Source organism: Thermobispora bispora DSM 43833 (assembly GCF_000092645.1).
In the GTDB taxonomy this organism is placed as follows: domain Bacteria; phylum Actinomycetota; class Actinomycetes; order Streptosporangiales; family Streptosporangiaceae; genus Thermobispora; species Thermobispora bispora.
In genome coordinates this window covers 4,102,973-4,117,721 of sequence record NC_014165.1, presented here as the reverse complement: position 1 = coordinate 4,117,721, position 14,749 = coordinate 4,102,973, and the positions used below count along the sequence as shown (strand labels likewise).

The following is a 14,749-nucleotide window of genomic DNA, read 5'->3' as shown; positions in this document are numbered from 1 at the left end:
CCGCACCGCGTGCCGTGCCGGGCCGCCCGCCGCCCGAGCCGTGCGCCGTGCCGGGCCGCACCCCGGCCGATCCTCGCCTCCCGGTCCGGTTCGCGCGCTCGGCGGCCCGGCCGCGGGCGCCCCGCCGGCCCAGGACGGCCGGCTCCCGCCGCCGGGCAGGCGGCGGGCCGCCCGACGCCTCCGGCGCCCGCGAGACCGCGGGCCGTCCCGGCCCGCGGAACCCGGACGGGCCGCCGAACGTTGACGGAGAGCGCGGGCTCGTCACGAACGGGGGAGGTCATGAGCAAGGCGAAGGCGCGCAACAGGGCGCTGGCGGCCTTACACGCGTATCGTGAGCTGTCCCGGCCCGGCTCACCGAGCCTGGGCACCCGGATCAAGGCGCTACCGGGGATGCTCCGCGCCGCGCTGCGCGGCGAGTATCCCGCCATGGGCAAGCGCAGGCTCGCCATGCTGGTGCTCGCGCTCGCCTACCTGATCTCGCCGATCGACGCCATTCCCGACTTCCTCGTGGGGATCGGGGTCGTGGACGACTTCGGGGTGGCGCTCTGGCTGCTCACCGGGCTGCTGCAGGAGAGCGGGCGGTACGCCGAGTGGGTGCGGCGGCAGGCCGGGCCGGCCGGGAAGGCCGCCGGCACCCCTCAGAGCGTCTCCATCCGCAGCCACGCCCGGGACGGCAGCGGGTGACCGAAGAGCCGGGCGGCGTTGCCGTACGTGATCCGGGCGATATCGGCGGGCGGGAGGTTGCCGAGGTTGCGGGTGACCGTCCGCTGGGTGTCGGGCCAGGTGGACTCGGCCCGCGGGTAGCCGCTCTCCAGCAGCACGTGGTCCATGCCCACGGCGAGCCGGACCGTGCTGATCGCGCTGTCGTCGAGCGTTCCGAAATAGAAGTTGCGCCGCAGCACGTCGCTCGGCTTGAGCGGGCCCTGCCAGCTCGGCTCGCCGGCGACCGGGTGGGTGGCGGCGTAGTCGGCCCGTTCGGCGAGCAGCGGCAGCCAGCCGATCCCGCCCTCGACGATGAGGATGCGCAGTCCCGGGAAGCGCAGCGGCACACCGGACCACAGCCAGTCGGCGCAGGCGAACATCGCGCTCGCCGGGATCAGGGTGGTGATCGCCTCGATCGGGGTGTCGGGTGAGGGCGCCGGTACCCAGGAGGCGCCGCCGGTGTGCAGGCAGACCACGGTGCCGGTCTCCTCGCAGGCGGCGAAGAACGGGTCCCAGTAACCCGAGTGGATCGACGGCAGGCGCAACCGGGTGGGGAACTCGGGGAACACCACCGCCTTGAACCCGCGGGCGGCGTTCGCCCTGATCTCCTTGGCCGCGATCTCCGGGTCGCGCAGCCACGGGAGCTGGAGGGCGATGATCCGCTCCGGGTAGGTGCCCGCCCACACCTCCACGTGCCAATCGTTCCACGCCCGCATCAGGGCGAGCCCGAGGTCCGGGTCGGGGGTACGGGCGAAGATCACCCCCGCCTGGGTGGCCAGCATGCCGGGGAAGCACAGCGCGGCCCAGATGCCCGCCCGGTCCATGTCGGCGATCCGGGCCTCGATGTCGTAGCAGCCCGGCCGCATGTCCTCGAAACGCACCGGTTCGAGAGTCCACTGGCGTTTGGGCAGGCCGGCGCCCACGTCGAGCCCGGCGCACGGGTAGGTCGCCCCGCCGAACCGCCACACCTGGTGACCCGACTCGGTCTCGACGACCTTGGGAGCCTGGTCCTTGTACTTCGCCGGTAGGCGGTCCTTGAAGAGGTCGGCCGGCTCGATGAGATGATCATCAACGGAGATGATCACGTAGTCCCGGCGCCTCGGTTCTGGGTCGGGATGAACCGGCGTCGTCACAGTAGTAACGGTAGGGCCAAGGGGTCACACCGAACAAGCTGGGTGGTCTCCTCTTGGTATCCGTTCGGTTACCCGCTGATACGGTCGTGATCACGATCGGTGATCACGGCCGTATCGGCCTGCCGCCGCTCCCGGGCCTCGCGCCGGGCGAGGATGAACCACCCGGCGATCGCGATGCCGATGAACAGCCACCATTGCAGTGAGTAAGCGAGGTTGAGCAGGCCGCCGCCGCCCACGCTGGGCTCGGGCACCGGTTCGGGCGCGGGGGTGGCCGCGGGCCGCTGCTCGGCGAGCTGCACGAACCCCCCGTACAGCCGGTACGGCAGGCCCTTGCCGATCTCCTCGGTGTTGATGAGGACGATCTGCCCGGGCGGCAGGCCGGACAGGTTCTTGATGCCGGTCGACTCCTCGGTCTCGGAGGGCAGGAGCCATCCGGTGACCGTCACCTCCCCGGTGGGGGCCGGGGGGACCTCCGGCGGTGTCTCGGCCGTGGCGCCCACGGGCACCCAGCCGCGGTTCACCAGCACCGCACCGTCGCCGGTGACCAGCGGGGTCACCACATAGAAGCCGGGGCGGCCGTTCTGCGAGCGCAGCCGTACCACCAGCTCGTGCGCGGGGTCGTACCGGCCGGTGGCGGTCACCCTGCGGTAGGCGTTCTCCTTGGGCACGGAGCCGCCGATCCGGTCGAGCCGCTCCAGCGGGACCGGGTCCGCCTTCAGGTTGGCGCTGATCCGCTCGCTCGCCGCAGAGCGCGCCTCGTAGCGGGAGTACTGCCACTTGCCGAGGAAGTAGAAGGCGGGGATGAGGACGATCAGGAGCAGGGTGAGCCCCACCCATCGCGGCGTGGCGAGGAATCGGTACACGTGACCAGCCTAGACAGCCGGTGACGTGCTCCTTACGGGGTGACCCGGGATTTGCCGAGCTACGTTCGGTTGGACACCATTGACCTTGTGACCAACGCGAAGGCGGGACGTGACGGCCGGACGCGCATCCTCGAAGGGGCGTTGCGCCGGTTCAGCCGTGACGGCGTCTCCGCCACCACCCTCGCCAGCCTGCGAGCCGAGAGCGGCGTCAGCGTCGGCAGCTTCTACCACCACTTCTCCAGCAAAGAGCATGTCTTCGGCGTGCTGTACGCCGACATCCTCAAGGCGTACCAGGACGCGTTCATCGCCGAGCTGTCCAAGCACACCGACGCCCGCAGCGGGATCGAGTCGATCGTCGCGATGCACATGTCCTGGTGTGGCGAGCACCCCGAGCGCGCCCGCCTGCTGATCACCGAGCGGCCGCCCCGGCGCCACGAGCCCGGCGGCCCGGAGGTCGCCGAGCTGCGGCGGGCGTTCTTCCGCCAGGTCGCCGCCTGGTGGCGTCCGTTCATGAAGGAGAAGATCCTCCGCCCGGTCGAGCCGACCATGTGCTACGTGCTGTGGCTCGGGCCGGCCCAGGAGATGTGCCGCCTGTGGTTCGCGGGCGCCCACCAGCCCACCCAGGAGGAGATCCGGGCGCTGGGCGAGGCCGCGTGGCTCAGCCTGAAGATGCCGTCGGCCTGAGCGGGAGGCGGCGAGCGCATGGACCTTCCCTCCGGACTGGCCGCACGGCTCCGGGAGCGCTTCCTCGAGACCGGGTTCACCGCCGAGGGGGTGCGGGAGCGGCTCGGTGAGGTGGCCGCCGCCGCCCTCGACCGCGAGGAGATCGTGCCGGCGCTCCGCGCCACGGCCGACGGCGACCCGCTCGCCGCGCTCATCCGGCTGTGGTGGCTCGGCGTCTCCGTGGACCCCGCCGCACTGGATCTGCCCGTGCCCGAGCTGCTCGAGGCAGGGCTGCTGGTCGCGGACGGCGACCTGGTCCGGGCGGCCGTGGAGATCCGGCCGTGGCAGGTCGAGTCCGGCCGCCCCGCGTGGGTGGTCGCCGATCGCAAGGTACGGCCGGGCGATCCGGCGCTCCGGTGCGACCACGTGGTCGGCGCGGGCGGCGCGTCCGCGAGCCTGGCGCGCCTGGCGTGGACGACCGGGCCGGTCGGCCGGGCGCTCGACCTCGGCACCGGGTCCGGGGTCCAGGTGCTCCACCTCGCCGGCCGGGCGTCCGAGATCGTCGCCACCGATGTGAACCCCCGGGCGCTCTGCCTCGCCCGGCTCACCTGGGCGCTCTCCGGGGTGGGCGAGGTCGACGCCAGGCAGGGGTCGATGTACGACCCGGTGGCCGATGAGCGGTTCGACCTGATCGTCGCCAACCCGCCGTTCGTGATCTCCCCGACCGCCCGGTACGCGTACCGGGAGAGCGGCCGCCAGGCGGATGAGTTCTGCCGCGACCTGGTACGGCTCGCGCCCCGGCACCTGGAGCCCGGCGGGCACGCCAGGTTCCTCGCCAACTGGCTCCACCTCCGGGGCGAGGACTGGCGGGACCGGGTCGGCGGCTGGCTCGAGGAGTCCGGCTGCGACGGCTGGGCGGTCCAGCGCGTCGTGCGCGACCCCGCCGAGTACGTGGAGCTGTGGCTGCGCGACTCCGTGGAGCAGGGCACCCCGGCCTACCGGGAGCGCTACGACGAGTGGCTCGGGTGGCTGGAGTCGATGGGCGTCACCGGGATCGGATTCGGGTGGATCGCCCTGCACAACCGCGGCTCGCTCCGGCCCGTGGTCCGGGTGGAGGAGCTCCCCTGGGAGGTCGAGCAGCCGGTCGGGGCGCACGTCGAGGAGGTGCTCGAGGCGGTCCGGTCGGCGCACGAGCTCGCCGACGAGGAGCTGCTCGACACACCGCTCGCGCTCGCCGAGGGGATCGTGGAGGAGCGGGTCGGGCCGCCGGGGGCCGATGACCCGTCCCGCATCGTGCTCCGGCAGACCCGCGGCCTGCGCCGGGCCACCACGGTCGGCACGGTCGAGGCGGCGCTCGCCGGGGTGTGCGACGGAAAGCTGCCGACGCGCCCCCTGCTCGTCGCGATCGCCGAGCTCACCGGGGAGAAGCCGGCCAACCTGCTGCGCCGCGCCCCGGAGATCCTCCGGCCGCTGATCGCCGACGGTTACTTCTGCGCGGTCACGGACCGCTGAGCCCGGCGGGCGTCCGCCGCTCGGTGGGCCGGCCGGCGCCATGGTCCGGCCCGCATGGCGCGTCCGGCCGCGCACCGGGGTCGGCTTCTCCGGCTCGGGCATAGAGGTCGCGATCCGGGCCTGGAAGGCGCCCTGGAGCGGTAGATCCTCGGGACACCGGGCGCTCGGCCGATGATCGGCCCGCCGGCGCACGTCCTGCGACGGCCGGGGCGGGAGTACTTCTCCCTCGATCCGCATCGGCTCCTGGGACGTCGTGCGCCGGAGCGGGCCGGAGCTCACTGATCCGTCCCGCGGTGCGTTTCCCGTGAGAGCGGTGCGTACCGCGTGAACGGGGTGCCCTTTGCCCGGCTCGCTCGGATCGCGCTCTGGCTCGAGCCGATCGCGCGCCCCCGCCGAGCATGGGCCGGAAGGGCTCGCCTGGCCGGAGATCGGCGCATCCGGGGACGTTCCGGGAGATCGTCAAGCGGGATTTAAGTGATCGTCAAGTGATCGCCGGCGCGTGCAAGGCCCCTGTAGGCGGTCCGGGCTATCAGTGATTCGCGACCCCGGAAAGGCCGGGGCAGTCCGAAACAGGGAGCCGAGCATGTCACGCACCCTCCGTACCGTTCTCGGAACCGCCGCGGCCACCGCCGCCGCGCTGGCGATCGGTCTTCCGGCCACCTCGACCTCAGCCTCCGCCGCGCCGATCCACTACTCGCGGCACTGGGGCGTCTACTCCTCGACCAACAGCCTCGCGAAGGCGAGCGGTGCGATCCGCGTCACCGCCACCGGCCGCCACTCCAACCGGGTGCAGGTGTCCGGCAAGCTCTGGGACTTCGACCGGCGCCCGCACTGGCGCGGCGGGAAGTGCGCCTACCTCGAGATCCGCTTCCGTCACTGGCGCGGTTTCGGCCCGCACCGGTACTACGACGTCAAGCGGGTGCGGGAGTGCGGCTACCGCCGCTTCGAGGCCTTCTCCTACAACGAGCGCAACGTGGACCGGGTGGACGTCCGCGTCTGCCAGGTCCGGACCACCGGCGGCCGGCCGTCCTCCTGCGGCAAGTGGCGCACGATCTACACGGGCAAGGGCTGGGTGCGCTGATCCTCCGTGACCGGGCGCGGTCCGCCCATGGCGGGCCGCGCCTTCGCGTGTCCGTTCCCGGTTTCGGGCGCCGGCCGATGGGCGTCGCAGCCGCTCACGGGAGCTGCGCCCGATGAGGGTACGGCCCGCCTTCAGTGTTTCCGGGCGGCGATCGCGGACGCGGGGCCGTACATCGGGCCACCGGGGACGCCGGGAGCCGGCACGGTGAGCGGTGACGGCTCGCGCCTTAGCGTTCCCACGTCCGGAACCAGGTGAGGGCCGGTGCGCATCGTGGCGACCGGGACGGCCGTGCGAAACGACACGCCGAGGGGGTGCGGCCCAGCGCCCGGAACGGGCCGGGCGCGCGCTGATTCCGGGGCACGATCGACCGGCCGAGCGGCCACAAGGGCTGCGGATGATCCAGTGGCACGGCAAGCCGGAGCGGGTACCACGGCCCCATGATCGATCACGAGCCGCCGGTGAAGCGGGCCGTGGTGAAGTTCGAGCCCGGCGCGGACCTCACCGCTTTCCCGGCATACGAGGAAGCCAAGGCGATGGAGAGCCGTCCCCTGGAGGACGACGACCGGGCGCGTCCGATGCCGGGGCCGGCGGGATCGACGCCGGCGAGCCCACGTCCGATCGGCTCGCGCGGTCACCGGCCCTCGAATCGCTCGATCCGCGATCGCCGACCTACCTGTACGACCTGCTGGAGTCGGCCATCTTCGCCGAGGACGATGGGGGCGACCCGGACCTCTGGTCGCTGGGGTTCTGCGTCCTATGGGTGCACGGGCTGGACGTCGAGACCCTCGCCGCGGAGCAGTCGCTCGACCTCAGCACCCGCACGCCCTGCCACTTGAGCGAGATCCTTGACCACCAGATCGAGGACGGCCGGGGTGCCGTACTCCTCGGTGCGTCTCGGCGATACGCGGAGATACCTACCGGTCGGTATTTTCGGTTGCCATACTGAGCGGTGGGTTAGCTAGATCGCCTAACGATCCTCGGGGAGGGAGAGGGCAATGTCGAGGTTCGCCGGGAAGTACGCGATCGTGACCGGGGCGGCCCAGGGGATCGGGGCCGCCACCGCCCGCCGTCTCGCGGCCGAGGGCGCCACGGTCGCCTGCGTGGACCTGACCGCCGACCGCTGCTCCGCGATCGTTGACGAGATCACCGTCACCGGTGGCCAGGCGGCCGCCTTCGGCGCCGACGTCTCCGACAGCGCTCAGGTGGAGCGGCTGGTCGCCGATGTGGTGGACCGGTTCGGCCGGATCGACGTGCTCGTGAACAACGCAGGCATCATCCGGGACAACCTGCTCTTCAAGATGTCCGAGGAGGACTGGGATCGGGTCCTCGACGTCAACCTCAAGAGCGTGTTCCTGATGACGAAGGCCGTGCAGAAGCACATGGTCGAGCAGCGGTCCGGGGCGATCGTGAGCCTGTCGAGCCGGTCCGCGCTCGGCAATCGCGGCCAGGCGAACTACTCGGCGGCCAAGGCGGGGATTCAGGCCTTCACCGCGACCGTGGCGATCGAGCTCGGGCCGTTCGGCATCCGGGTGAACGCGGTCGCCCCGGGCTATGTCGCCACGGCGATGACCGCGGCCACGGCGGCACGGGTCGGCTCCACCCCGGAGGAGCACCAGGCCGCCGCCGCGAAGCTGATCCCGCTGCGCCGGGTCGCCGACCCCTCCGAGATCGCCTCCGTGGTGGCCTTCCTCGCCTCCGACGACGCCTCCTACGTCACCGGCCAGACCATCTACGTCACCGGCGGCGCCCGCTGACCCGGGCGGGGCTCGCCACGGCGGCCTCCGCCGTTCTCGTTCGGCCTCGATCCGCACGCCGTGGTGGGCCGGCCCTGCCCTGGCGGACCGCCGTAAGCCCGGTCCGGCGGGGCGCACCCAGGGCCGGTGCGGTGCGCCCCGCCGGTGGGCGGCCGGGTGGGGGCGGCGCCGGAGCGACCCCCACGTCTGCGACCCGATCGCCCGGCGCACGCCTCTCGACGCCGGGCGATCGGGCTTTCCATGGGTGCATGGTGCGGAACCCCCGACCGGCCCGGCCGTCGTCCGGAAGGCGGGCCTGGGAGGCCGGCCGGTACGCCGTCCCGGCCCATGCGCCGGCCCGCGAAGTCCCGGCCCACGCGCCGGCCCGCGAACCCGGCGGGCCGCTACCGGCGCGCTCCGCGGGGAGGCGCGCCGGCCGCTAGCAGTCGACGAGCTCGGGGCTCTGGTTGAGCAGCTGGGCCCGCGGTGAGGTGAACTCCGCGTAGGCGGCGGTGGCCGCCGGGTCGAAGACGGCCACCCGGTGGCAGTTCTGGAAGGCCAGCCGTACCCCGAAGTGACGCTCGATCGCGCCGCGCATCGCGTCGCTCGCCATGCAGCGGAGCAGCTGGCCGCGGGCGGTCTCGTCCGGCGGGGGGACCTGGTTGTCGGCGAACGGGGCGCCGGTCCGCTTCCGCTCCTCGACCAGCCTGCAGATCGTCTCCCAGGCGTACGGCAGGGAGTCGCGGACGCAGGCGAGGAACGACTCGTCGTCGACCTCACCGGCGCGGGCCCGCTCCAGCAGGTCGTTGGGGACGGTCAGCGACATGAGGACTCTCCTCTCCTCGGGCAGGGATGCCGATGTCATCGGGACGGCGGATGTCCGCGTTCCCGGAGGGCGATGGGTCTTCGCGTCCACAGGGCGGATGTCCGCGTTTCCGGAGGGCGGTGGGTCTTCGCGCCCACTGGGCGGGATGTCCGCACTCCCCGTGGGCGGCGGGTGTCCGTGCGCCATGGGATGGCGGACGGACGCTCCTACCGGGCGCCGGGCCTCAGCGGCCGGAGCCCGCGGCCGACAGCGTGGGACCGAACACGAACTCGGGGTCGATCTGCGCGGTGAGGTCCGCGCCGACCGCCCGGTTCGCCCAGGCCTTGGCGTTCTTGATGTGGAACTCGATCGCCTGCCTGCCGAACTTCTCCCAGTCCTTGGGCCGCGCGTCGAGGGTGCTGAGGAGCACGCCGAGCGCCTGGACGTTGCCCGGCTCCAGGTCATCGAGGGTGAAAGGCCGGCCCTGCTCCAGGGCCCGGATGGCCGCCGAGTGCTCGAACCAGGTGAGCAGGTCGTCGCCGACGTGCGCGCGGAGGAACTCGACGTCCCCGGGCGACTGGATCTTGTTGCCGACCACTGAGATGGCCACGTCGTAGTCGGCGGCGTACTGCTGGAACTGGCGGTAGACCCCGACGCCCTGGAGGGTGGGCTCGGCGACCAGGTAGATGAGGTCGAACCGGGTGAACAGCCCCGAGGCGAAGCAGTCCGCGCCGGCGGTCATGTCCACCACCACGTACTCGCCCGGCCCGTCGATCAGGTGGTTGAGGTACAGCTCGACGGCGCCGACCTTCGAGTGGTAGCAGGCCACGCCCAGGTCGTCCTCGGCGAACGGGCCGGTGACCATGAGCCTGACCCCGTCGACCCGGCAGGAGGGGAAGAACGGGTCGTCGATGGTGATCAGCCGGGATCCACGGCCCGGCGGGGTCGTCTTCACCATCGAGGCGGCGTCCTTGATCCGCGGGTTGTCGCCGCGGAGGTACTCCTTGATCTCGGTGAGCATGCCGCCGAGCGGAGGCGGCGTCTCCGGGGCCCCGAGCACGAGGCCGAGGTGCTGGTTGATGTCGGCGTCGATCGCGACCACCGGGCCGTGCGCGGCCGCGTAGCGGGCGAAGAGCGACGACAGCGTGGTCTTGCCGCTCCCTCCCTTGCCGACGAACGCTACCCGCATGCGCCCCCCTGAGTGATGATGAAAACCGTTATCATTTTTGCGCTGGTCCAATGATGGCACAACGCGGCGGCACGCGCGGGCAAGACGCGGGATCTGTGGATGGCACGGGCCGGAGCCGGCCTTCGAGGGGCGTCTGAGAGGGAGGTGGGGCGAGCGAGCGGCGAACCGATGGGCGGCCGGACGCCCAGAGCCTGATCACCACGGCTGCGTGGCGCGGAGCCGATCGGGCGGCGCGAATCTGATCGGTGTGGGGCCGGCCTGATCGGCCCGGCCCGGGCCGGCGGCCAGCCCGATCGGAGAGCCAACCGGCTGACGGCCCGACCGGCCGGCGGACGGACCGAATCAGCCCGCGGCCGGGCAGGCCGGCGGGCCGGCGGAGACGATCACTCGGCCGCGGGGCGGAAGAGCGAGAGGAGCTTGGTCAGCGTGGGGCGCATCCGCTCCCACTCCTCGGCCTTCGTGGTCCAGGTGAGCACCCCGGTGGTGTTCGCCGTCGAGATCACCCGCCGGAGCTGGTGGTAGGCGACGCCCCGCTTCAGCAGGGAGTCCGGAGAGGACGTGCGCTGGGTCCAGGTGAACTCCCAGTCCGCGGCGTCGCCGTACTTGCTCGCCGCCGTGGTGAGCCGGATCGACCGGTAGCCCTTCACCGTGGGCTCGAGGATCGCCTCGGCCTCGCGGAGCGCGGCGAGGGCGTCGGTGCCGCGCTGGGCGGTGACCTCGATCCGGAGGTTGGCCCGCCCCTTCGGATCGATCCACACCATGGCGAACTCGCCGTCCTGCTGGCGGGTCCACCCCCTCGGTACGGCGGCACGCCAGCCCGCGGGGGACCGGTACCAGGTGAGCCGGAGCGCGGACGGCCCGGTGGGCGACGGGACCGGGGAGGGGCTCACGGCCGGCCGGCTGCTCTCCGCGACCACGGTCGGCGTGGCGTCGCTGGACCACGGCCACGCCAGCACCCAGCCGGCGGCCGCGGCGACCACCACGGTCCCCGCGGTGATCCCGGCGATGGCGGCGATCCTCCGGGTACGGCCCGCCCGCCGGGGCGGGGCGGGCGCGGGCTGGGCCGGCTCCAGCGCGGCGAGCAACCGGTCCGCCTCCTGCGGGTCGAGGCGCTTCTTGGGGTCGCGGGCGAGCAGCCCGTTCACCACCGGGCGGAGGGGAACGGGCACCTCGTCGTGGGAGCGCGCGGCCGGGTCCGGGGGAGTGCCGGTGACGGCGTAGTGGAGGGTGGCGCCGAGCGACCACAGGTCCGCCGCGGGCGTGGGTTCGGTGTCCTTGCGCTCCGGGGCGAGGTAGGCCTGCATCCGCCGGTTGCCGGGGGCGAACGCCGGGTCGGCGGCGAGCGGCGCGGTGCCGAAGTCGGTGAGGACGACCCGGCCGTCGTGCCCGATGAGCACGTTGACCGGCCGCACGTCGCCGTGCCGTACCCCGAGGGAGTGCGCGTGGGTGAGCACGGAGAGGAGCCTCCGGCCGATCTGCGCGGCCCGCTCGGGGGAGAGCGGACCGTCGTCCTTGACGATCCCCTCGAGCGAGCGCGCCTGCACGGGCTCCATCACCACGTAGAGGGTGCCGTCCTCCTCGGCCACGTCGTAGACGGCGGCGGCGTTCGGATGGCGCAGCCGCTCGGCCTGCCGGGCCTCCTTGGCGAGGCGCTGGGTGAGCAGCAGCCGTTTGGACTCGGCGAGGGTGACCGGGAGGAGGACCTCCCGCACCGCGACCGGCCGGTCGAGGAGCGTGTCATGGCCTTCCCAGACGATGCCCATGGCACCGTGGCCGTGGGCGCGCACCAGGCGATACCGCTTGACGACGAGCTGCCCCGCAGTACCCATCCCGCCTGCCTTTATGCCGGGCGATTATCCCTGCAAGCGGAGTCTTCCATATCTGCTGGGGCGAATGTGAAAAGTCCCCCAAGCAGTCATCAATCAGATGCGGTCCGTGGATCTTCGGGGCCGCCGTCCCGGCGCCCGCGCGGCCGGATGAGGCGGCGGCGGCCGCCAGGCCCGTGTTTCGGTCACTTGGGCCACCGTTATCGGTCCCTGAGCGCACGCTCGCCGGTCGCCGGCCGGCCCGCGTCCGGCGACCGAAACGATCACCGGTCGGTGATGGACCGTGCCATCGGGCGGTCGCCGTAAGGAGCTGTCCGGATTCGGGTGTTTCGGCAGGCGTTACGAAGAGGAGTCATGCATGATGCTGGTGTGATGGGAGTTAAGTTAGTTGTGATACTTGTTGACTAGCACTTGTGGAGATGCGCCGGGATGGTCGCCGGCCCCGTGGCGCTGGAAGCGTTCGGGAAGTCGACGGGGGACCGAAGCAGCCGGCACCACGCGGTGCGAGAGGAAGGACCTCCATGGCCGATTCAGATCGCCACGATTTCCGAAATGAGGCCGACCCCCTGGTCCGACGGTACCTCCTTCAGAACGACGGCGACTGGCGGTACTCCGACGAGGCCGGTGACCACGGGGAGACCGGCGCGGCCACCGCGGACGGCACGCGGCACGCCCGCGCGCACCACTCGCCCGAGGCGTACGACGACAGCGGTGACCTGCTCGCGGACCACACCGAGCAGAGCCCGGAGCACCGCCCGGCCGATACCGCCCGCGTCGATCTCGGCTGTGACGATCATGCCACGAAGGGTTTCCTCGGCTCCGGCTGGCGCTCGGACCCCGATGAGTACGAGGACGAGGAGCCGCCCCGGCGCAGCCGGACGCTCCTCAAGGTCGGCGGGATCCTGGTCGCGGCCGTGGGTGTGATCGGCGCGCTCATCGTCTACGTGGGACAGCCGGAGGCGTGCGCGGACGACTGCCCGGCCGACAAGGTGTCGTCCGTGACCTCTTCGGCGGCCTCGGACGCCCCGGAGGACGCGATCGCGGACGAGGACACGGAGCCCGAACCGGACGAGGAGTTCCCCGCCGAGCCCGAGCCCACTCCCGAGCCCACGCTCACCTCGCCGGCCACGACCGCGCCCGTGGTCCCGCGCACGGAGCGACCCGTCCCGTCCCGGGACACCACCGGCCGGCCGTCGCCGGAGTCACGGCCGACCACCACCCAGCAGGGCAGGACCGAGCCGTCGCGGCTGCAGATCGACGACGCCCACACCGGGGACGAGCAGATCGAGGAGCCCGCCGAGGAGCCGGTCGAGGTCCCGCAGGACAACGAGGAGGACAAGTCCAGCGGTGGCGGCGGTGGCCTCTTCGACTGGTTGTTCGGCCGTCGCTGACCGGCCGCGCGCCTGAGGACCCGGTCCACCCTTGCGCACGCCGGGCCCGGCACCGCGGCGCGCTCGCCCGGGCACCCGCGGTGCGGGTGAGCGCCGGTCCCGGGCACGCCGGGCCGGGTCCGGGCCGCGTTCAGGCCGCGGTGCCCTGCCGCTTTCGGTCCGCGGTGACCTTCCGCGTCCAGGCCGCGTGACCCGCCGGGTCAGGTCGCGGTCGCGGTGCAGGTGTCGTGGGTGGCGGTGAAGCCCTCCACGTCCGTCACGGCCCTGGTCGGCCGCAGCCCTTGCCAGTCGGCGCCGATGACCAGCACCAGCGCCCGGGTGCGGGCACCGCGCACCAGGCGCGTGGTCGTCTGCTGCAGCTCGCGGTACAGCCGCGGCGCCCGGGTCGCCCCGTTCGGCGAGTACTTGATCACGGTCTTCTGGTACGGCGCCGCGGCGTTCCCGACCTTGAGGATGTGGTAGCCGCGCTGCTCGAGCTGGGCGGCCACCGCGGTGGCGAGCCCGCTCCGGCCCGTGCCGTTCTGCACCACGATGTGGATCTGCGACTTCGGGATCCGCTGCTCGCCGCCCTTGATCGGGCCGGTGACCCTGTCCTCGGCGACCATCCGGAACAGCCGGTTCGCCTGCGGCTGCACCCATTCGACCCGTCCGGGGTTGGTGAGCGAGTAGCGCCACGGCGTGGTCACGAACCGGATCCGGTCCGCGGTGATGTCCTTGAGGCTCAGCGCGAGGTCCTTCATCACGTTGAGGTCGAGGCCGGGGTCGGTGGTCACCGACTTCGTCACCGCGTCGAGGAACCGGTAGAGCGTGGCCGGGTCGGTGAGCATGTCGCCGCTGAGCGCCTTCTTCGCCACCGAGGCGAGGAACATCTGCTGGCGCTGGATGCGGCCGATGTCGGAACCGTCGCCGAGGGTGTACCGCGCCCGGACGTAGCCGAGCGCCTGCTCACCGTTGAGGACCTGCTTGCCGGCCGGGAGGCGGAGCATCGCCTTCGGGTCGTTGATCGGCGTGGGGAGGCAGACCTCCACCCCGCCGAGGGCGTCCACCATCGACTTGAAGCCGGTGAAGTCCACCTTCACGAAGTGGTCGATGTGGATGCCGGTGAGCGACTCGATCGTCCGCCACGTGCACGTGATGCCGCCGTTGTTGAACGACTCGTTGATCATGCCGACGTGCGCGGGCTGGCCGGGGAAGTTCTTCGTCGCCCGGCACGCGGGGAGCCGGACCAGCGAGTCCCGCGGGAAGCTGATCAGCAGGAGGCCGTCCCGTCTCGCCGGGATGTGGGCGAGGAGGATGGTGTCGGTGCGCTCGCCGGGGGTCCGGCCGTACTTGGCGTTCGCGCCCCTGCGCTGATCGGAGCCGACGATCAGGATGTTCAGCGCCTTACCGATCTTGGTTGGGCGCGCCCCGAGGTCCCCGACCTCCTCGTGCTTGACGTTGCCGCTCAGCTTGGCGACCCCGCCGACCAGGAAGGTCACCCCGCCCATGACCACCCCGAGGACGCCCGAGAGCGCCACGTACAGCCAGGAACGCCACTTCGGCACCGGCCGGGCCGGTCGCGCGGTGTCGTCCACGGACGATTCCTGCGGGGTGTCGGTGGGACCCACGTGTCCTGCTCCTGGGGTCGGGCCGGGGTTCACCCCGGCGATGGCCGGCAGCGGTGAACCGGAGCAAGTGTAGCGATCTTCCCTCAGTATCCCGGGTTCCGCGCTCTTGCCGGCGGAACCGGCGCCCAGCGGGCGCGAGACGTCACTCGTCTCGCAGCCCGACGTCCCCGGCGCCCACTGGGGCGCTCGAACGAGTCCGTCGGGCGCCCGGCCGGGCCGGCGCGCACCCGGCGCCCACCCGGAC

Annotated in this window: 12 protein-coding genes; 6 read left to right on the top strand and 6 right to left on the bottom strand. The window is 72.5% G+C overall.

Annotation, left to right across the window (positions count from 1 at the left end; all coding sequences use genetic code 11):
- Positions 1-279: 279 nt before the first annotated feature.
- Complete coding sequence (locus tag TBIS_RS17575; RefSeq protein WP_013133746.1) at positions 280-684, top strand: YkvA family protein; 405 nt, start codon at positions 280-282, stop codon at positions 682-684.
- Here the strand turns inward: TBIS_RS17575 and TBIS_RS17570 are convergent.
- Both TBIS_RS17570 and TBIS_RS17565 read right to left on the bottom strand, forming a co-directional pair.
- Entirely contained in the window at positions 639-1,787 is a 1,149-nt protein-coding gene (locus tag TBIS_RS17570) for an amidohydrolase family protein (protein ID WP_242384286.1), read from the bottom strand. The genes TBIS_RS17575 and TBIS_RS17570 overlap by 46 nt on opposite strands.
- A 116-nt stretch (positions 1,788-1,903) precedes the next feature.
- Positions 1,904-2,698, bottom strand: a complete 795-nt coding sequence (locus tag TBIS_RS17565; protein WP_013133744.1) for an SURF1 family cytochrome oxidase biogenesis protein — start codon at positions 2,696-2,698, stop codon at positions 1,904-1,906.
- Positions 2,699-2,785: 87 nt separating this feature from the next.
- On the opposite strand from TBIS_RS17565, the gene TBIS_RS17560 reads away from it, so the two are divergent.
- The 4 genes from TBIS_RS17560 (at position 2,786) to TBIS_RS17540 (ending at position 7,708) form a co-directional block, all read left to right on the top strand.
- Positions 2,786-3,382, top strand: a complete 597-nt coding sequence (locus TBIS_RS17560; protein ID WP_041431794.1) for a TetR/AcrR family transcriptional regulator — start codon at positions 2,786-2,788, stop codon at positions 3,380-3,382.
- Between the two features lie 18 nt (positions 3,383-3,400).
- Complete coding sequence (locus tag TBIS_RS17555; RefSeq protein ID WP_013133742.1) at positions 3,401-4,873, top strand: DUF7059 domain-containing protein; 1,473 nt, start codon at positions 3,401-3,403, stop codon at positions 4,871-4,873.
- A 583-nt stretch (positions 4,874-5,456) separates the two neighbouring features.
- Positions 5,457-5,954, top strand: coding sequence for a hypothetical protein (locus TBIS_RS17550; RefSeq protein WP_013133741.1), 498 nt, complete (start codon positions 5,457-5,459; stop codon positions 5,952-5,954).
- Between the two features lie 995 nt (positions 5,955-6,949).
- Positions 6,950-7,708 (top strand): glucose 1-dehydrogenase, encoded by a 759-nt coding sequence (locus TBIS_RS17540; RefSeq protein ID WP_013133740.1) that lies wholly within the window; start codon positions 6,950-6,952, stop codon positions 7,706-7,708.
- A 418-nt stretch (positions 7,709-8,126) separates the two neighbouring features.
- On the opposite strand, the gene TBIS_RS17535 is transcribed toward TBIS_RS17540, so the two are convergent.
- The 3 genes from TBIS_RS17535 to TBIS_RS18375 form a co-directional block, all read right to left on the bottom strand.
- Positions 8,127-8,513 (bottom strand): SCO5389 family protein, encoded by a 387-nt coding sequence (locus TBIS_RS17535; protein ID WP_013133739.1) that lies wholly within the window; start codon positions 8,511-8,513, stop codon positions 8,127-8,129.
- 223 nt (positions 8,514-8,736) lie between these two features.
- On the bottom strand, positions 8,737-9,681 hold the full coding sequence (locus TBIS_RS17530) for an ATP-binding protein (RefSeq protein WP_013133738.1): 945 nt from the start codon (positions 9,679-9,681) through the stop codon (positions 8,737-8,739).
- 383 nt (positions 9,682-10,064) lie between these two features.
- A complete protein-coding gene (locus TBIS_RS18375) occupies positions 10,065-11,510 on the bottom strand; it encodes a serine/threonine-protein kinase (RefSeq protein WP_013133737.1) in 1,446 nt (481 codons plus the stop codon).
- Positions 11,511-12,028: 518 nt separating this feature from the next.
- Here TBIS_RS18375 and TBIS_RS17520 point away from each other — a divergent pair.
- Entirely contained in the window at positions 12,029-12,898 is an 870-nt protein-coding gene (locus TBIS_RS17520) for a hypothetical protein (protein WP_013133736.1), read from the top strand.
- Positions 12,899-13,098: 200 nt separating this feature from the next.
- Here the strand turns inward: TBIS_RS17520 and TBIS_RS17515 are convergent, their stop codons facing one another.
- On the bottom strand, positions 13,099-14,505 hold the full coding sequence (locus TBIS_RS17515) for an LCP family protein (RefSeq protein ID WP_013133735.1): 1,407 nt from the start codon (positions 14,503-14,505) through the stop codon (positions 13,099-13,101).
- Positions 14,506-14,749: the final 244 nt, after the last annotated feature.